The 17,179-nt window shown below is 57.6% G+C and carries 14 protein-coding genes and 3 pseudogenes; 9 read left to right on the top strand and 8 right to left on the bottom strand.

Annotated elements, in window-relative coordinates:
- Nucleotides 1-116 precede the first annotated feature (116 nt).
- Nucleotides 117-251 (top strand): annotated as a pseudogene (locus tag N2601_RS28310) (gamma-glutamylcyclotransferase); the annotation flags it as partial.
- Here the strand turns inward: N2601_RS28310 and N2601_RS28305 are convergent.
- The 6 genes and pseudogenes from N2601_RS28305 to N2601_RS28280 form a co-directional block, all read right to left on the bottom strand.
- Nucleotides 219-1,310, bottom strand: coding sequence for an LLM class flavin-dependent oxidoreductase (locus tag N2601_RS28305; RefSeq protein ID WP_104827684.1), 1,092 nt, complete (start codon nucleotides 1,308-1,310; stop codon nucleotides 219-221). The pseudogene N2601_RS28310 and the gene N2601_RS28305 sit on opposite strands and share 33 nt — an antisense overlap.
- Before the next feature lie 42 nt (nucleotides 1,311-1,352).
- On the bottom strand, nucleotides 1,353-2,354 hold the full coding sequence (locus N2601_RS28300; protein WP_260304429.1) for an ABC transporter permease: 1,002 nt from the start codon (nucleotides 2,352-2,354) through the stop codon (nucleotides 1,353-1,355).
- A 2-nt stretch (nucleotides 2,355-2,356) separates the two neighbouring features.
- Nucleotides 2,357-3,379: an ABC transporter permease gene (locus N2601_RS28295; RefSeq protein ID WP_260304427.1), complete on the bottom strand. Its 1,023-nt coding sequence runs from the start codon at nucleotides 3,377-3,379 to the stop codon at nucleotides 2,357-2,359.
- Complete coding sequence (locus N2601_RS28290) at nucleotides 3,369-4,919, bottom strand: sugar ABC transporter ATP-binding protein (RefSeq protein ID WP_104827681.1); 1,551 nt, start codon at nucleotides 4,917-4,919, stop codon at nucleotides 3,369-3,371. Before N2601_RS28290 ends, N2601_RS28295 begins: the two co-directional genes overlap by 11 nt.
- Nucleotides 4,920-4,988: 69 nt before the next feature.
- A complete protein-coding gene (locus N2601_RS28285) occupies nucleotides 4,989-5,999 on the bottom strand; it encodes a sugar ABC transporter substrate-binding protein (RefSeq protein ID WP_104827680.1) in 1,011 nt (336 codons plus the stop codon).
- A 171-nt stretch (nucleotides 6,000-6,170) separates the two neighbouring features.
- Nucleotides 6,171-6,307 (bottom strand): annotated as a pseudogene (locus tag N2601_RS28280) (IS3 family transposase); the annotation flags it as partial.
- 658 nt (nucleotides 6,308-6,965) lie between these two features.
- On the opposite strand from N2601_RS28280, the gene N2601_RS28275 reads away from it, so the two are divergent.
- Complete coding sequence (locus N2601_RS28275; protein WP_104827679.1) at nucleotides 6,966-7,757, top strand: hypothetical protein; 792 nt, start codon at nucleotides 6,966-6,968, stop codon at nucleotides 7,755-7,757.
- A 347-nt stretch (nucleotides 7,758-8,104) separates the two neighbouring features.
- On the opposite strand, the gene N2601_RS28270 is transcribed toward N2601_RS28275, so the two are convergent.
- Entirely contained in the window at nucleotides 8,105-9,589 is a 1,485-nt protein-coding gene (locus tag N2601_RS28270) for a DUF1254 domain-containing protein (protein WP_104827678.1), read from the bottom strand.
- Nucleotides 9,590-9,860: 271 nt separating this feature from the next.
- Between N2601_RS28270 and N2601_RS28265 the strand changes: the two are divergent.
- From N2601_RS28265 to N2601_RS28255, 3 genes and pseudogenes are all read left to right on the top strand, one after another.
- Nucleotides 9,861-10,097, top strand: a pseudogene (locus tag N2601_RS28265) (ISL3 family transposase); the annotation flags it as partial.
- A 78-nt stretch (nucleotides 10,098-10,175) separates the two neighbouring features.
- The gene (locus tag N2601_RS28260; RefSeq protein ID WP_104827676.1) at nucleotides 10,176-11,054 is read left to right on the top strand and encodes a fumarylacetoacetate hydrolase family protein; all 879 of its coding nucleotides are present in this window, start codon (nucleotides 10,176-10,178) and stop codon (nucleotides 11,052-11,054) included.
- Nucleotides 11,055-11,216: 162 nt separating this feature from the next.
- Complete coding sequence (locus tag N2601_RS28255) at nucleotides 11,217-11,753, top strand: carboxymuconolactone decarboxylase family protein (protein ID WP_104827675.1); 537 nt, start codon at nucleotides 11,217-11,219, stop codon at nucleotides 11,751-11,753.
- Nucleotides 11,754-11,917: 164 nt separating this feature from the next.
- On the opposite strand, the gene N2601_RS28250 is transcribed toward N2601_RS28255, so the two are convergent.
- Complete coding sequence (locus N2601_RS28250; protein ID WP_104827674.1) at nucleotides 11,918-12,928, bottom strand: LacI family DNA-binding transcriptional regulator; 1,011 nt, start codon at nucleotides 12,926-12,928, stop codon at nucleotides 11,918-11,920.
- 379 nt (nucleotides 12,929-13,307) lie between these two features.
- Between N2601_RS28250 and N2601_RS28245 the strand changes: the two genes are divergently transcribed.
- Genes N2601_RS28245 through N2601_RS28230 form a run of 4 tightly spaced genes read left to right on the top strand, consistent with a single transcriptional unit; the run spans nucleotide 13,308 to nucleotide 17,178 of the window.
- The gene (locus N2601_RS28245) at nucleotides 13,308-14,153 is read left to right on the top strand and encodes a branched-chain amino acid ABC transporter permease (protein WP_199773634.1); all 846 of its coding nucleotides are present in this window, start codon (nucleotides 13,308-13,310) and stop codon (nucleotides 14,151-14,153) included.
- Between the two features lie 2 nt (nucleotides 14,154-14,155).
- Nucleotides 14,156-15,898 (top strand): branched-chain amino acid ABC transporter ATP-binding protein/permease, encoded by a 1,743-nt coding sequence (locus N2601_RS28240; protein WP_104827673.1) that lies wholly within the window; start codon nucleotides 14,156-14,158, stop codon nucleotides 15,896-15,898.
- Entirely contained in the window at nucleotides 15,888-16,595 is a 708-nt protein-coding gene (locus tag N2601_RS28235; RefSeq protein WP_104827672.1) for an ABC transporter ATP-binding protein, read from the top strand. Before N2601_RS28240 ends, N2601_RS28235 begins: the two co-directional genes overlap by 11 nt.
- Complete coding sequence (locus N2601_RS28230; protein ID WP_104827671.1) at nucleotides 16,585-17,178, top strand: cupin domain-containing protein; 594 nt, start codon at nucleotides 16,585-16,587, stop codon at nucleotides 17,176-17,178. Before N2601_RS28235 ends, N2601_RS28230 begins: the two co-directional genes overlap by 11 nt.
- Nucleotide 17,179: the final 1 nt, after the last annotated feature.

The following is a 17,179-nucleotide window of genomic DNA, read 5'->3' as shown; positions in this document are numbered from 1 at the left end:
CGTGGATTGCTCGATGATCCATCGTAAAGCGGTTCGCGTGCATTCATTTTTTTCGCATGCCGAAATCACCCCGGTCGCGATGCGGGTGCTTGGATGGCAGCCGATAACGGGGACGTGGCCCATCTGCAGGACGCGCGGAAGACGAACTGGACGCGCTGGCGAGGCGGCTGTATCAGGAATCGCAAGGCGATGCACTTTGGATATTCGCCTACGGCTCGCTAATCTGGAAGCCTGATTTCGATGCTGCGCAGTAGCGGAAGCAGTTGATTGCCCTGGCGCTTGATCTCGGACAGGTACGGCGTGTCGGAGAGCACGAAATGCGTGATGCCGAGATCCCGATACTTGCGTAGCGAACGGGCAACGTCCGCGGCCGATCCCACCAGCCAGGTGGTGCCGGCGCCGCCGCCACCGAACCTGCCCGGCGCGGTATAGAGGTTGTCGTCAAGGACATCGCCGCGCGCGTGCAGATCGAGCAGCCGCTTCTGGCCAACCGCCACGGCCTGCCGGTGGTCGTTCCAGCCGGCGCCCTTGTTCTTTACCATCTCGGCGACCTTCGCCTCGGCATCGGCCCAGGCTTGTTCCGTGGTGTCGCGAACCAGCGTGGTGATCCGCAACCCGAACTCCAGCGGCGGCAAGTCGCGTTCGAGTTCTTTGCTCAGCGCCCTCAGCCGCCCGATCCGCTCCCGGACGCCGTCGAGGGGTTCGCCCCAGAAAAGCTGGACATCGGCCTCGGTGGCGGCCACCCGCTCGGCCGCCTCGGAGGCGCCGCCGAAATAGAGCTTGGGATGCCGCCGGTCGCCGCGGACCTCGATGCGCGGCATCGCGGTCGATCCGGTGACCCAGAAGTGCTCGCCGGCATAGGTGACATTCTCTTCCGTCCACAGTCTGCGAACCAGCCGCATAAACTCCTTGGTGCGGTCATAACGATGGGCCTGGTCGCCTTCGCTGTCGCCGTAGGCGGCAAGGTCGTCCTGGCCAGACACGATGTTGACGCGCACGCGCCCGCCGGACAAATGGTCGAGCGTGGCGGCAGCAGTCGCGAAGTTTGCCGGCCGCCAATAGCCAGGGCGGACCGCGATAAGTGGCTCGAAGGTGGTGGTGCGCGCGGCAAGCGAAGTCGCCACCGTGAAGGTGTCGGGTCTGCCCCAGCCGGTGCCGATGAGCGCGCCCTTCCAGCCGTGTTCCTCCAGCGCCTTTGCGTGGGTGGTTAGCCTCTCCAGGCTGTTATGGTTCTCGACGCTGGAATCGCCACGATGGCCGGCTTTGACGTCGTTCGGGATATACCAAAGAAATTCGGACGGATTGCTCATGCTGTCTGCCTGCTGATCTCTATGAGTTTTGGACGCGAGTTCTCAGCCGGCAGTGCTGGATTTTCGACTCGTGAAGCTTAAGGCCAGGACGGCGAAGATCACTGTGCCCGTTCCCACCTGCTGCCAGTAGAAGTTGAGATCGGTCAGCAGCAGACCGTTGGCGATGATGCTGAGCAGCAATACGCCGAGAACAGTTCCAGCTACGTTCGGCCGCCCCAGCGGGCTGAGCGTCGTGCCGATGAAGGTGGCACCGATCGCATTCAGGAGAAACGCATTGCCCGAGGAGGGGATGTAGACGGTGACCGTCGCCGTTAGGATCAACCCGGCAACGGCAGCTATCAGTCCGACCAGAATGAAGGTCATTGCGACATGGCTACGCGAGGCGACGCCGGAATATCGGACCACACTCGGCTGAACGCCGATCGACAGGACGACGCGGCCGAAGCGCGTACGGGCAAAAACGATCGCCGCTGCGGCAATGATTACGACGGAAACCGCCAGCGGCACTGGGAAGCCGCCAATGGTGCCATGGCCAAGGTAGCGGAACGATTCCGGCACACCCGTTGGCGGCAGATAGACCGGATTGCCGCCATTGGTCAGAAGCTGCTGGATGCTGCGGCCAATGAACAGCGTGCCGAGCGTCGCCAGGAAAGGCGATACGCCGATGCCCGAGATCAGAAGCGCGTTGAAGGCGCCGACCAGCGCGCCCGCACCCAATCCGGCGGCCGCAGCGAATACTACCGATTGGCCCGCAAGCACGAGGGACACGAAGGCGAAGCTCGCGAAATCGGCCGCCGTTCCGACCGAGAGATCAATCCCGCCCAATGAGACGGCAAAGGTCATGGCGATGGAAACGATGGCGAGAAGCGTGAAGTTATTGACCAACACACTCTGCAGGTTCGCAAGCGTCAGGAAAGTGGGCGTTGCGATGGAGAATGCTGCGAAGACGGCGACCAGCGCCAGGATCAGCCCGTAGCGTACCAGGCCGCCGGCGATAGCGCGGGGCAAGCTGGCGGCAGCGGGAGTGGAGGTCTGGAACGACATGGTCAGCTCTCCTGTTTGCGCAGCAGCGTGGTGGCGGAGACGACGATGAGAATGAGGACGCCCTGGACGCCGCTCACCAGCGTGCTCGAAATATTCAGAAGCTGGAAGCCGTTGACCAGAAATCCGACCAGCAGAGCGGAGAGCAACGTGCCCGTGACAGTCGGCACCAGCCGGCGCGAGAAGACCGAGCCAAGCAGAGCCGTTACGACCACCGGCAGCAGCATCTCGCCGGAGCCAGTCGTGCTGCCGCCGAGATAGGAAACGGAGAGGATGCCCGCTATGCCGCCGGAAATGCCGCTTGCGATGAACGCTCCCGCCAGCAATCTGCGAAGCGGCAGGCCCGCGGCGCGCGCCGCGTCCGGAAATTCACCGACGGCATAAAGACGCAAGCCAAGCGGCGTGTACTGCACGACGGCAGCCGTAATCACCGTAAAACCGAGCAGGTAATAGGCGAGAACGGGGATGCCGAGGGAATCCGACGCGGCAAGCATCGCGAGGAGCGGTGTCGAGGCAGGAAGAACGGTATTCTGCGTCAGCACCAATTCGAGGCCGGCGACCACGTTCATCACGGCAAGTGTGGCGAGCAAAGGCACGATGCCGGCGACGACGACAGCAAGCGCATTGATTGTGCCAATCAGCGCGCCGGTGAGAAGCGACGCCGCCACAGCCACCGCGTCACCGTAGCCAAGTTGGGTCAGGCTGGCATAGACGGCGGCGCTCAAACCCATATTGGCCGCAAGGGAAAGGTCTATCCCGCCTTTGACGACATTGGAGCCGCCTGCAATCAGCACGATGGTCAGCCCGATAGCAAGCACGCCTGAGATCGTCGATTGCCCAAGCACGTTGCCGATATTGCCGATGCTGAGGAAATAAGGGGCCGTCAGCGAGAAGACCACCAGGATGGCCGCAAAGGCGATCAGGGATCCGTATCGCAATGCCGCGGCAGCCACGCTGCCGGCCTGACGTCGATTCGGTCCCGCAGGTTCGAAACTCATGGGCGGCGCAAGCTCTACATCAGCCGACATGGCGCAATCCCTCCGAGGATCCGGTGGATTCGGCCAGGACTTCATCCGCCGTGGTGTCTGATGATTTAAATTCTCGCACTATGCGGCCGCGGAAGAGAACCAGTATTCGATCGGTGATGCCGACGAGCTCAGGCAAATCGGAAGAAAGCACGATAATGCCGGCGCCTCGGGCGGCGAGTTCGCCGATGATGCTGTAGATTTCGACCTTCGAGCCGATATCGACGCCCACAGTTGGTTCATCGAGAAGATAGACCTCCGATTGCCGGCTCAGCCACTTGGCGATCGCGACCTTTTGCTGATTGCCGCCCGACAGCGTCAGCAACAAGGCATCCCGACTACTAGTCTTGACCTCAAGCCGTTTGATCAAGCTATCGGCTTCATCCTGTTCGCTTTTTCGATCGAGGAAACCGAAGCGGGTGAAACGCTCCAGGCTGGAAAGGCTGATGTTTTCCTTCACGCTGAGGTCGAGCGCTATCCCATGGCGGCGTCGATCTTCCGGCACAAGCGCAAAATTGTGGTCTGCGGCATGGGTCGGATTGGAGAAACGCGCCGCCCTGCCATTGACCTCGATGCTGCCGGACGCCGGGTTCTCCAGGCCGAAGAGCGTTCGGACGAGTTCTTTTGCGCCGGAACCCAGCAGGCCGGTGATACCGAGCACTTCGCCGCGCCGAAGTGTAAAGGTGATATCGCTGTATTTGCCCGGCGCGCTGAGCTGCTCGACCCTGACGATTTCATCGCCGAACGCGACCTGCCTTTTGGGAAACATCTCCTTGATGTCCCGTTCCACCATCAGCCGGGCAATCGCTGCGGCGGACGTGCTTTTGATCGGCAGGGAAGCCACATCGAGCCCGTTGCGCAGCACGGTGACATGATCGCAGAGATCCTCGATCTCGTTCAGGTAATGGGAAATGTAGAGAATGGTGACGCCTTCATCCCGAAGACGGCGGATTAACCGGAACAGGATGTCCGCCTCACGGCGAACGAGCGCCGCTGTCGGCTCGTCGAAAACAAGCACTTTCGGCCGGTTCAGAAGCGCGCGGGTGATTTGCACGATCTGCTTTTCGGCGGTCGAAAGCTCACTGATCAAGGCGCCATTCGGAAGCCGAACCCCGAAATAATCGTCGAGGATTTCGGATGCACGGCGCTGCATTAGCCTGCGATCGAGGAACGGGGTTCCAGCAATCCGTGGCTCGCGACCAAGGAACAGGGTCTCCCCGACCGTGAATGTCGACACCAGCAGGCGGTCTTGATGGATGAAGTGGATGCCGAGTTCTTCGGCAAGATGGGGTGTCAACCTGTCGACATATTCGCCCTCGATCTCGATCGTGCCCCCGTCGGGATGATGGAGACCGGCGAGCAATTTGATCAGCGTCGACTTGCCCGCGCCATTCTGGCCGACAAGACCGTGGATGGTTCCGCGCTTGACGATCAGTGACGCCCCCGCGAGTGCCTGCGCCCCGCCGAAGTGCTTGAAGATCCCCTCGAAGCGGATGATGTCATCTCGCGCCTTGACCGGCTGCGTGACCGAAATGGCCGTCATATCAATTTCTCCCGACACCGCACCAATAGTAAGCGATCCGGGAATTGCCCGGATCGCGATTGAGTGGCGTCAGCCGATGCCGAGTTTCTTGACGACGTCCGAAACATTGTCCTTGTTGGCCAGTAAGGCCGGGACATAGGTCTCGCGCGGCAAGCTTTCTCCAGCAAGCAGTCTTGCGACGTTGCGGATCGCCGTGCGGCCGATTTCCGCCGGCTGCTGCGCTACGTCGGCGCCGGCCGGAGAGCTTTTGTCGGCGATAAGCTGCAGAACTTCCGGGCTGCCGTCGACGCCGTATGTGCGGATCTCGGTTCTGCCGGCAGCCGTCAATGCCTGGGTCGCCCCTAGCTGCGGAATGTCCCAGGCCGACCAGATTGCCTTTATCGATCCTTTTTCCGGATACTTGTTCAGGATTGCGGTGATCTGCGCAAAGGCGTCCTGAACGGTGTTGGGAATGACGTCGCGCAATTCCGGCTGAAGGATCTTTACCTTCGGGAAATATTTGACCACGTTCACCAATTGGTCATAGCGGATCGCGCAAGGCGTCACGCCATAAAAGCCATTGAAGACGACAATATTGCCTTCGCCGCCGATGTCCGAGACAAGCTGCAGGGCAAGATCCTTGCCGATGCCCCAATTGTCGGACGTGGTGTTGTTGAGCGAATTGGTAGAGCCGACATCGACCGTCAGCACGGGAATGCCGGCATCGCGCGCCTTTTTCAGCCAGGGATCGATGACGCTCAACGTGCCGAGAATCTGGACGATTGCATCCGGCTTTTGGGCGATCAGCGTCTGTAGCTGCGAGACGAGCTTGCCGTCGTTACGCCCGGCATCCACCGCGATCGGCTCGCCGCCGAGGCGCTTTACCTCGGCAATCTGTGCATTATAGGCCTGAAGATCGAAGAAGTGATCGGTGCCCGTTGCGCTGATGGCGATGCGCTTTCCCTTGAGAGAAAGTTCACCCTCCGCAGAGGCTGGCTTTTGCCCCACAAGGGCAGCGCCGGCAATGGCGGCCCCCATCGCAGCAGACAGTTTCAACAAGTCCCGTCTTCCGAGGCCGCTTTCAGATTTTTCGATGCCCATAGGTAACCCCTAAAATAATAATGTCTATAGATTATGTGCATTAAAAGGGATGAGGAGATACGAATTTCCAAAATAAGCGGATACCGAGGAAAAGAACCTGCATCAGCACGGCGAACATGCTGCTTGAGACGCGTGAGATCAGAAATCAGAATCTCTTCGGCGCCCGAACTTCACGCGGTCGAGTGGGCTCGGAGCCGCCTCGCCTGAGAACATCGTGCGGATCGGTTTTCGCTGACGATGCCTTGAAGGTCCATCGATCTTGTGAGCCGAGCAACCGAGCAGCGAGCCACATCGGAGCCTTCACGCTTGAAGCCATCCAACGAACCCATCAACGCCAATTACGCACTGAAGGAAAAGACGTCCTCGTGCGATCTGGCAGCTTTGGCAGACGTAGTTGCGATCCTGGGATCAAACATCATGGTCGGACGCCCAGTTTCGGAGAGCACGAGGGAAATTCGCAGCAGATTGTCCCTTCCGCGGGCAATTCATCTTCGGAAAATGGGCGGTTTTCCCAAACCGAATCCAGCACCTTCGACGGTCCCTGGAACACAGCCATCACCCAAACTAGGGGCTCATCCCAATCGGCAATGAGATATTGACCAAGGCTCGTTTTCAGTTCATACCATTGAATGGTAAGGGGATTCTAATATATCGTTCGGCGACTAACTGCGACGGGGGTTCGTGTGGCAGTTATCTCAGTTCAGTGCCTGATTTGCGTTCCTCTGGTTCTATCCGTGGTGTTCTTGGCAGTGGCCGAGGATAACTTTGCGGGTCACGCAAAGAAGGTGTCCAATCCGATAGCATTGCTGATCCGCATGCCTTTCCAAAATGACATTTTTGGGGGACACACCGTCTATGGCTGGGATTGCCTTTTGGCGTCGCGATGTGGGTCGAACGAATGCATGAGGGGTGGAAGCACGATTTGAATCGCCGGCAAAGAGCCGGCTGATCTGGGGGGACAAGACTATGAAATACCATGTCGGCTATGTTGCTGTTCTTTTGGGCGCAATGACAGCTTGCGGCCCGCTGGAGGCGGCGGATCTGACGCCACTTCTGAACCCGCAGGCACCATCGATCGAGACCCAGAGTGGATGGACTTTTACGTTTGCCCCTTATTTTTGGGGCGCGAGCATGTCCGGAGACGTGGCGCAGTTCGGCCTTCCTGAGGTTCATGTCGACGCAAGCTTCGGCGATCTCTTCGAGAACCTTGATTTTGCCATGATGGCCATTGGCGAAGCGCGCTACGACCGCTTCAGCATCTTCGGCGACATCATGTACACTAAACTCTCCAATGACGCCCACACGCCGAGGGGCATCATCGTGAACAATGTCGAGGTTACCTCCAAGACCTTTGCGGGGCTGCTCGGCGTAGGCTACTCGGTCCTTGACGGCCCTGACGGTCATCTCGACGTCGTGGGAGGCGCCAGGCTCTGGTCCGTTGACACCAATATATCTTTCAACGGCGGGTTTCTCGACGGGATCTCCCAAGACGACAGCGCCACCTGGGTGGACGCCCTGGCCGGCGTCAAGGGTAGCTATTTCTTTACACCGAAAGTCTACCTGACGGGCTGGGGCCTTGTCGGCGGCGGCGGCGCAGATATCGATTGGGATGTCATGGCAGGGCTCGGCTACAAGTTCAACGATACCATCTCCGCCGTCGCCGGTTATCGCGCTCTCGGCGTCAATTATCGCAATGACGGCTTTATATTCGACGTGGTTCAGCAAGGACCTATTTTGGGGCTTGCGATCCGATTCTGAAATATCAATCCTCGCGGTCCGCTCCAGTCCCAGATCCATGCTTGCAGTTGATCGTCTGGTCTCGAGACGAGCATACAGTTGCGATATCGACACAAGCTTCGAATGACGGAGTTGCGCAGAACTCCGTCATGCTGCGGTCAGCCTTCGAGGTTCGTAACGGTGGAACCTTGCCATTCCCCTTAAGGCTCCAAAACGGCTTCGGCTTGTTAGAAATGAACGCCGGCAACAAAAAATCCAAGCCGTACTCACACGCCAGCAACGCTGTATATCCGCCAAGGAGGTACGAATGCGGCCCCCTTGGCGTTACAGCATGCGCACTGCGATACGTTTCACTTTCTCACTACCGGTTATTGCGCAGCAAGTGGAGATGCTGCGATTGCTTCACTGACCGGCGGCGGGTTCCACTTGCCCGTCAGCGCGTCGGGCTTGGGTGCGTAGAGCCGCATTGTCAGGTTGTACGCCCCTTTGGGCGCTGGCAACCAGTTCCATTCCTTGTCCTTGCCTGGGCTCTCGTTCTGGAAATAGAGATCGAGCGAGCCGTCGGCGTTATACTTGAACGGCATCCAACTGCTGACTGCGAAGCGGTTGAGGGAATTGGCGACCTGAAATCCGTTGTCGTCATACAATGTCACAGACCAGAAGGCTTGAACTGGCGGAATTTGATCCTTGTCAAAGTGGATCGTATAGTTGTTTCTGCCGTCAAGCGGGTGGCCATTTTCGTCAGCAAGGTTGAGCGGATAGATGGCGTCTTCGGGCAGGTTGGCGCCGAGGCCCTGCTGCGCAACGATAGCGCGCTTCAGGTAGTAATTGCCATAAACACCCATCGTGTCGGTATTCATCGACCAGCCATTGGCGACGCGTGCCAGCGTCTTCACCTTCCAGGCCATCAGCGCCTGAGCGTCTTGTGGAACTGTCTCGAGTGCCTTTTGGACGACTGTATCTGCTTTGGAAAGATCGAAGCTCTTGCCCGGCTCAATGCCGATCTTCTTCATTCGGGCAATTATGGGCTCATCGGTGACATGCGGCGGATGGAGCTTCAGGAGCTCGGCAGCGTAGGCGAAATAAGCTCCTGCCGAGGCGGTATCGACCTGGGTCTTGGGTGGTGTCTTCATATCCACCGACGGGTCGATTTTCACCTCCACCGGTTTTGCATCCTTTCCCCACTGCGAAAGCAATGTGACAGTGTAACCATCTTGGATCTTATGAACGGCGTCATAGTCTGGCGGTCCGTCGGTCTTTGTCCGTCCGATGACCCAGACATAGGGTGTCGGCGCATCGATCCGCTGGGTTCCTGCCGGCAGCTTGAACTCATTGAACCCTTCACGGAGATCGGGCCGCCAGCCGGGACGGGCAATCAGGAAATGGCCGACCGCAGTTCCAGTGGTCCGCCAGCCCGGTGCCGCAAACACGTCCGTCCACATGTCGAGCATGGGCAGCAAGTAGAAGCGTCCGCCGGTGTCGGGGACCGAAACCACGACCGGTTCTTTCGTCAGATCAAGCCAGGCGCTCGAATATAGAGTGTCAAAATTCGGCCGGACCACCACCTTCATGTCCGCGGGAGGGAATTCGAGGATGTTGTTGAACTGATTGGACGGGCCGCCGATCGCACCTTTTTTGGCATCGGCGTTGGTCAGTTGCTTCCGGGTGATGTCCATTGATAGCAGTGGATAGAAATACACGTACGCGTCCACGCCTATCGCATGGGCTTCCTCTTCGGTGATGGTGTTCGCATCTGCCGCGCCGATCGAAAAGGCCGTAAGGCCAATAGTGAGAAAAGCGACCGGTCTCAGTTTGCAGAACAGGTTTCTGTCGTCATTCGCCAATGCACGCATTGCGTCCTCCTGTTGTTAAGATCAGGTGAAATGCGAACGGACCTGTTGATGTATCCCCTGTGCACATAGCTCCCCAGCTACGTGACGAGTCGAATTATAAAGAGAAAACTAAACTTAGGATAGTTACTCTAATACCGGAGGCAGATAACTCATATGGGTGCAACCGACGACGGAAATCGCTGAAGGCAACCCCGGACGAAGGTCGTCAGCAGGGGGCCAGCACTGGAATTTGCGTCCAGCAAAAGACATCCAACGAATGGTGTTAAGAAGTGCTTGGATTGATGCCATCGTCTCCGGCCTTATCTCGCTTGCTCGGTTCGCTCTCGTTCTTCGCCGCGACATCGACGCCATTCGCAATGCAATCGACCTCCCGTGGAGCAATGGCCAAGCACAAGCTCATATCAACCGTTTGAAAACGATCAAGCGTGCAACGCACGGCAGTGCTGGCTCAGAGTTTCTCAGGGTACGGATGATGCCGATCAAAAATGCCGAACACCACGCAAATTGAGAAAGATCACTAACGGCTAGAGATGGCGTTGACGACGACCGATGGTTTGCGCTAACGTTAGCAAAAATGGAGATCGAAATGAGAATTTTGCGATACGAGGCGGCCGATGGGATTCACTATGGTGTCGATAGCGGCGGCGGCAGTATCGTGCGGATCGCTGGAGAGCCATTCAGCGAGATAAAAGGAACTGGAAAGGTGGACGATCTGTCCACGGTTCGCTTACTATGCCCAGTCAACCGTCCCCGCATTTTTGGAGTGGCATACAATTATCGAGAACATACCAACGAGTCAGGGAAAGAGCAGCCTTCACTTCCGGTTTTGTTCATGAAGCCTAGCACCGCAGCGAGCGGCAACGGAGATGGGATCGAATTCCCGCGAGACGGTGAAATCGTACATTACGAGGCTGAGCTAGTCGCGATCATTGGCAAGGGTGGTCGGCACATCAGCAAGGACCAGGCACTGAGCCACGTCCTTGGATATACATGCGGCAACGACATCAGCGATCGCATCATACAGCGTCAGGAAAGCAAGTTCGGCTGCCTTTTGGCCGGGAAAGGATACGACACCTTTGCGCCCATGGGGCCGGCGATCGTAACCGACCTTGATCCCACAAATCTCGACGTCATTCTTCGTCAAAATGGTGCGGTGAAGCAGTCCGGAAACACAAGGGATCTAGTTTACTCAGTGGCTGACATCGTTGCTTATTTGAGCCGGTTCATGACGCTTTTGCCAGGCGATGCTATCATGACGGGCACTCCTGCCGGGGTAGGCCCCATCAGTCCGGGTGATGATCTCGAAGTGGAGATCCCCGGCATCGGCATTTTGAAGAATCCAGTTGTACTTGCCGCGCATCGAGCCATGCTTGAGAGCGTCCAAGGTGTGCATGGCAACCCGCGCCCATTTCACGCGCGGTCGGCTCGCTTCAGCCGTGGTGAGGACTCCCAGAAAGCAAATTAGAACGAGACCTTTCGGGATTTGTTTAGGAAAAGAAGCGATTGATCCCGGGTGACTCGATGTTAGTAATGCAAACGTTAGCGCATAACGGGTCAATTTTCGCGGTGGCCTTCGTTGTGGCACTTGACCAATAGTGATCTTCGATGACAACCCAAGGGTGGAGTAATGGCACGAGTTAGATATGTTCCGAATTCAGAACTGGCAGACACGCACGCGGCGCTCAATGAGCGCCTGCTGAAGGAAAGGAAGGTGCCGACAGGGAACATTTTCCTTGCACTCGCAAATGCACCAGCAATTTTGAATGACTTCCTGACCTACGCCAATGCTGTTCGTGCTTCTGACCTCAGTCCGAAGCTGAGAGAGATGGCGATCCTTACGGTAGGTTACTGCACCAACTCGGAATATGAGATCGTTCATCACCATTCGCATGGTCTGAAGGCAGGACTCACCGAGGAGCAGTTCCAAGCTATCCCTGAATTCGAGACCTCGGACTTATTCACGGAAGAGGAAAGGGCGGTGATGGCTTTCGCGAAGGACTCGACCCTGCATGTCGATGTTTCCGACGAGGTTTGGAACGGTATCGCGAAATTCCTTTCCGAGAAGCAATTGGTCGAATTGGCAATTAATGTCGCGTGGTACAATTCCGGCGTACGGTTGATGGGCGCGTTGAAAGTAGATCTTGAGGACTCCTACAAGAAGTAGGGACCTGAGATCACCATCGAGGCCTTTACTTTGCTCTGGTCCTTAAAGCGGCCTCTCCTCAAGATCGCAGTGGCGGATGAGGGGCCGTCCGGAGAAAGAGGTGTGGTCGTATGGCGGACGGCCCCTTTTTCCCCATGGCCTTGAAACGTGGGGAAATGACGCCGTCATTGCTTCGATGGGGTCGCCGTACTGCCACGAACAATCAATTGAGGCGGAGAGATGAAGCTGTACGGCTTGCTAAGGTCAGACTTATTCTGAAGGTGATGCAAAAACCAAAGTCCGCAAGCCGTTGCCAACTCCGAAACAGGTAGCTGTACGGTGGTCAATCCTGGACCCCACCACCGGTACCCGAGCTCATCTCCGAATCCGATGACGGAAATGTCTTGGGGGATGCTTAAAGCTTGGTCCTGGAGTTCATCAATAACTCCTGAGGTGTTTTGTACCGCACCGATCACGAGCGCCGTGGGTCGATCCTTTAAGGAAAGTAGGCGACGCACGGCCTCCCGTCCGAATTCGGGCGAGGAGGGCGCGCCAAGCTCCTCACGAACGGTGATCGCTTGACCGGAGCTTTTTACGGCCTCCCGGAAACCCTGCACGCGAGCCGCGCCAGTGGGCAGTTCTTCCGTGCCGCCGATGTAAGCGATCCGTTTGTGACCTTCATTGATGATATGTTCAGTACTCTCGTAAAGTGCCCGTCGGTCATCAATCCCAAACCATTGGTCACCGAGCAGTGGTGCCTTTCGCAGCAATTGGATGTGAGGCGTCATCTTCAGGATTCGCGCAGAATCGGGATGAGGTTTTGCGCTCGGGACCAGAATGATCCCCGCAACGTTGGCGCTAGTAAGTTCCTTGATGTGACGAAGCTCATGCATTCTGTCGTCATCGGTTTCGCACAAAGTCAGTTGGTAATTCGCCGAAAGAAGGCACCGCGAGAGAGCGTGTGCAATAGTCGAATAAAAGCTGTTTCTGATATCTGGAACGATCAGCCCAACGAGATTACTCTGAACCCCGCGCATCATCCGTGCAGCACGATTGGCAACGTACCCCGCTTGCGCTGCAGCTTCATTCACCTTTCGCTTCATCTCGGCGCTGATACGTCGATCGTCGGCAAGAGCGCGACCGACGGTTGAGGGTGAAACTTGCAGTATGGCGGCGATGTCTTTAATTGTTACCATTGTGTTTGGCTCGAATGATCACTTTCGCCAACGATAGCATTGGCGTCGCAGTTGTCAAACTCCGAGATCGCAGACGTTTCTGCCAAATTGAACTAATCTAATTTTCGCCCCGGATACTGAAGCTCGGTATCGAGTTGCGATTCTAAACTAGTAGATTTCTCATAGATTTGATCTCACTTTCTGGGATTTTTTCGTCCCGCGTCGATGCGCCCGCAGCGAAGAGGCAGCGAATTAGCCTCTTGAACGCCGTTGACACGGAGGCTTCGCTGTGGGATGAATATCTATGCTAACGTTAGCGCAATCGGGAGGAGGCATAACGTATGGATATTCTGGTGTTCCCGGAGTCGACCATCGTGTCCACAGAAGGACGTGGATCCCGATGACTCTTGCTCTTTTCTTGCAATCCGCTGTCGGTGGCGTCTTGCTGGGTGGGATCTATGGCCTGCTGGCGATGGGCCTCAGCCTGAGCTGGGGGCTGTTGAAGCTTGTGAACCTCAGCCATTTCGCGCTGGCGTTCCTTGGCGCTTACCTGACCTACCAGCTCGGGACCGTCTATGGCATCCCGGCATATTTGAGCGCTCTTCTGATCGCGCCGCTGTTCTTCGCGCTCGGAGTTGCGTTGCACAGCTTGTTCGTGCGCTTCAAGGTGAAGGAATTCGCCTCTCTCTTGGTGACGTTCGGCGTCACGATCCTGATCGAGTCGCTGATCCAATGGATCTGGTCGGCTGACTTCCTTCGCTATGAAACACCCTATGCCCAGAGCACCATCCGGCTCGGACCGATCTTCGTGCCCGTATTGGATCTTTCAGCGTTTGTCTGTGCAGGGGTGCTTGCCACAATGGCCTGGTACGCGTTGAACAAGACCATGCTCGGCAAGGCCCTGCGTGCCGCTGCCCATGACGCCCCCGTAGCGTCGGCTTTTGGGATCAATTCCACCCGCGTCTCATACATTCTAGCCGGCTTTTGCTCAGCTACGGCCGGCATCGCGGGTGTCTTCATTGCCCTGATTGGAACTTTGGCTCCATCTCAAATCGAGGCCTGGATTGGGGTCGTATTTGCCGTCGCCATCATTGGAGGATTGGGCAGCCCTATCGGCGCGCTGGGTGCCGGTATGCTGATTGGCGTGGCCGAGAGCCTTACCATGTCCGTCGTCAATCCCGCTTGGGCGCCGCTCGTCGCATTCAGCGTGCTCATCGTCATCCTCTTGCGCAAACCGGTGATTTGACCATGAAAAAGCTTCTAATCACAGCGCTGGGCGTGGCGATTTTGGCCTCGCTGCCTTACTTGGGAATGGCGGATTACTACCTGTCCTACCTGTACATTATCTTCTTCTGGGTCGTGCTGGCAACGAGCTGGGGCATCCTGAGCGGTTACACGGGCTACTGGAGTTTTGGCCACGCCGCATTTTTCGGGATTGGCGTCTACACAACGGCCACGCTGGCGACGCAGTTGTCATGGCCCTTCGTCGCGACGATACCTGCTGCGGCACTGCTTGCGGCCGCAATTGCCGTGCTGATTGGCTTGGTTGTCTTTCGCTCCGGAGCTTTGCGCGGCGAGTTCTTCGCGCTGCTGACGCTGTCGGTAACGTTTGTCATCGCGGCCATTGTGTCGAACACTGCGCTGGACTCGGGCACCGGCGTATTCCTCTCAGGGATCGAAATCCCGATGATCGGCGTGACGGCGTCTGGCTCCCTCTACATGTTCGGGCTTATCGCGGCTCTTGCTGCGCTGGCGACGTCCTACATCATCTTTCACAGCAAATTCGGTCAGGGCTTGCTTGCAATCCACGACGATGAAGACGTCGCAGAGGTGAAAGGCGTTCCGACGTTTCGCTATAAGCTGATGTCGTTTGCCGTCTCGTCGGCGCTTGCCGGCGGAATGGGTGCGATCCATGCCGTATATGTAGGCTACGTCACGGTTGGCGAGACGTTTGCGGTGACCGTTCCTCTCTATGTCGTGCTCATGAGCATTCTTGGCGGCGCTCGCCATTGGGCTGGACCCGCAATCGGCGCAGTCATCATCACCGTGCTGCAGAGCGCTATCGTCAGCGGTGCCCATGCGGAATTCGGCCGCGCGGGCGTGGCTCTTGCGCTGATAGTTGTAATCCTGGTGCTGCCGTCTGGCATTGTTCCCAGCCTTATTCGCAAGTTCGCCGCCAATCGCAAAGAAACTGGAGCACCGGAGGCAGCCGCTCAGGCTGCTATTGAGCTCCCGCCTTCAACCGCGTCAGATTCCGGTTCGGTGCTTCTGAAGTGCGAAGATGTCACGAAATCCTTTGGCGGTATCCGTGCCTTGACTGGAGTAACCCTGGACGTCCGGCGGGGCGAAATCCTGGCCCTGGTTGGGCCAAATGGTTCCGGCAAGTCCACACTGATCAACATGATCAGCGGCCACTACTCCATGACCTCCGGTAAGATCACACTGGAAGGCGAGGAGATTTCCGGTCGATCACCGCATCTGATCGCGCAACAGGGCGTGGCGCGAACTTACCAGATCCCGCGCCTGTTCGATAATCTCACCGTCCTCGAAAACATTCGGCTCTGCGCGAAATTTGGCAGCGCGGATCGCATGGGCGTGGCTGCGGTCGACGCAGTCACCAGGGAAGCGCTCGCCTTCACTGGCCTGGCTGACAAGGCCAACGTGCTTCCCGAGGCCTTGAACCTGCATGATAGAAAGTTTGTCGAATTCGCCAGAGCGCTGGCCGCAAAACCACGCCTGCTCCTGCTTGATGAGGTGCTTTGTGGCTTGAACCCAGCCGAGGTCGACCACGCAGTCGAAATGATCAAGCGTATCAAGGCTGGCGGTACGGCGATCATCTTCGTTGAACACCTCATGCGTGCGGTTGTCGCGCTGGCGGACCGTGTCGCGGTGCTGGATCAAGGCAAAGTTCTGGCGCTTGGGCATCCAAGCGAAACGATGAGAGATCCAGCAGTGGTCAGCGCATATCTGGGAGGCAGTTATGCTGCTTGAGGTCGATAAGATCGAGGTTGGCTACGGAGATGCGATCGCTCTGTGGGACCTGTCTATCAGTGTAAGGCCAGGCGAGATCGTTTCCGTCGTCGGCCCGAACGGAGCAGGGAAGAGCACGCTGGTAAATGCCATCGCCGGAATTCTTCGGCCGCACAAGGGAAAGATCGTTATCCAGGGTAACGACGTTTCCAAAGTGCCCAGCCATCGGGTCTGCGACTACGGCATAGCAGTCGTCCCGGAAGGGCGCCGGCTCTTCACCGCGATGACGGTCCTCGACAACCTGTTGCTCGGTGCGTACCGCTCGATCGCTCGGGCTGATCGCGATGCTACGCTCGCTGAGGTGTTTCAGCTTTTCCCTGTTCTGAAAGAGCGCCAGGATTCATTGGCGGGCTCCTTGTCGGGTGGGCAGCAGCAAATGGTTGCGATCGGCCGTGGCCTGATGGCCAAGCCGCGCGTGCTGCTCATGGACGAGCCGTCGCTCGGGCTGTCGCCTTTGATCGTCGGGGAAATGTTCAAAATCATCCAGATGATCAATGAGCGAGGCGTAGCCGTGCTGCTTGTCGAGCAGAACGTGAACAAGGCGCTTGAAATTGCCCATCAGGCCTACGTGATCGAGCAAGGCCGCGTGACGGCATCCGGAGCGCCTGAGATTCTCATCAATGATTCAAGCATCAGGGAGGCGTATCTTGGTATCTGAAAATTCGAGCGGGGGAGTTCCCGTGCATGTTCGACGCGTCGTGACGGAGCATTGCAGTCAGGGCGTTGCCAGGTTCGCCCAAGACGGCGCCGTTCCGCGTACGGACATATTCAGAACGATCCCTGGATTGGTGTCGCGGATGGTCTGGTCGACATCGACTTCCACGGCCGTCCCATTTAACGGACACGATCCAACTCCGCTGGTGACAAGCTTCGTTCCTCAGCCCGGCGAAACGCGCTTTTTAGTGCTAACGTTCCCGCCAGATGCTGTTTTTATGTCTCCGGATTTCGATGGCCCGGCGGCCAGGGCGGAGAATCTGGCGGTCAGCCCAGGTTTGGCCGAACGCTTCCAGCCGGATGGCAAACATCAAACTCCCACCGTCGATTATGGCATCGTTCTCGACGGCGAAATCTGGATGGAACTCGACGATGGCAATGAGACCCGCTTGGGTCAGTTCGACGCCTTCGTGCAGAACGGAACGCGTCACGCCTGGCGAAATAAAAGCGACAAACCGGCAAGCATCGCCGTGGTGCTGGTTGGCGCAAGAACCCCCGAAACAACGGATTACGATGACGGCCTGTGAG

Origin of the sequence: Rhizobium sp. CB3060, assembly GCF_025200735.1 — a bacterium.
In the GTDB taxonomy this organism is placed as follows: domain Bacteria; phylum Pseudomonadota; class Alphaproteobacteria; order Rhizobiales; family Rhizobiaceae; genus Rhizobium.
Note: the sequence above shows the minus strand (reverse complement) of the source record. Positions and strands in the feature narration are given on the sequence as shown.

What these genes read in the sequence shown, in the direction of transcription:
- N2601_RS28305 (WP_104827684.1), bottom strand. Translation starts at nt 1,310, where the DNA reads ATGAGCAATCCGTCCGAATTTCTTTGGTATATCCCGAACGACGTCAAA.
- N2601_RS28300 (WP_260304429.1), bottom strand. Translation starts at nt 2,354, where the DNA reads ATGTCGTTCCAGACCTCCACTCCCGCTGCCGCCAGCTTGCCCCGCGCT.
- N2601_RS28295 (WP_260304427.1), bottom strand. Translation starts at nt 3,379, where the DNA reads ATGTCGGCTGATGTAGAGCTTGCGCCGCCCATGAGTTTCGAACCTGCG.
- N2601_RS28290 (WP_104827681.1), bottom strand. Translation starts at nt 4,919, where the DNA reads ATGACGGCCATTTCGGTCACGCAGCCGGTCAAGGCGCGAGATGACATC.
- N2601_RS28285 (WP_104827680.1), bottom strand. Translation starts at nt 5,999, where the DNA reads ATGGGCATCGAAAAATCTGAAAGCGGCCTCGGAAGACGGGACTTGTTG.
- N2601_RS28275 (WP_104827679.1), top strand. Translation starts at nt 6,966, where the DNA reads ATGAAATACCATGTCGGCTATGTTGCTGTTCTTTTGGGCGCAATGACA.
- N2601_RS28270 (WP_104827678.1), bottom strand. Translation starts at nt 9,589, where the DNA reads ATGCGTGCATTGGCGAATGACGACAGAAACCTGTTCTGCAAACTGAGA.
- N2601_RS28260 (WP_104827676.1), top strand. Translation starts at nt 10,176, where the DNA reads ATGAGAATTTTGCGATACGAGGCGGCCGATGGGATTCACTATGGTGTC.
- N2601_RS28255 (WP_104827675.1), top strand. Translation starts at nt 11,217, where the DNA reads ATGGCACGAGTTAGATATGTTCCGAATTCAGAACTGGCAGACACGCAC.
- N2601_RS28250 (WP_104827674.1), bottom strand. Translation starts at nt 12,928, where the DNA reads ATGGTAACAATTAAAGACATCGCCGCCATACTGCAAGTTTCACCCTCA.
- N2601_RS28245 (WP_199773634.1), top strand. Translation starts at nt 13,308, where the DNA reads ATGACTCTTGCTCTTTTCTTGCAATCCGCTGTCGGTGGCGTCTTGCTG.
- N2601_RS28240 (WP_104827673.1), top strand. Translation starts at nt 14,156, where the DNA reads ATGAAAAAGCTTCTAATCACAGCGCTGGGCGTGGCGATTTTGGCCTCG.
- N2601_RS28235 (WP_104827672.1), top strand. Translation starts at nt 15,888, where the DNA reads ATGCTGCTTGAGGTCGATAAGATCGAGGTTGGCTACGGAGATGCGATC.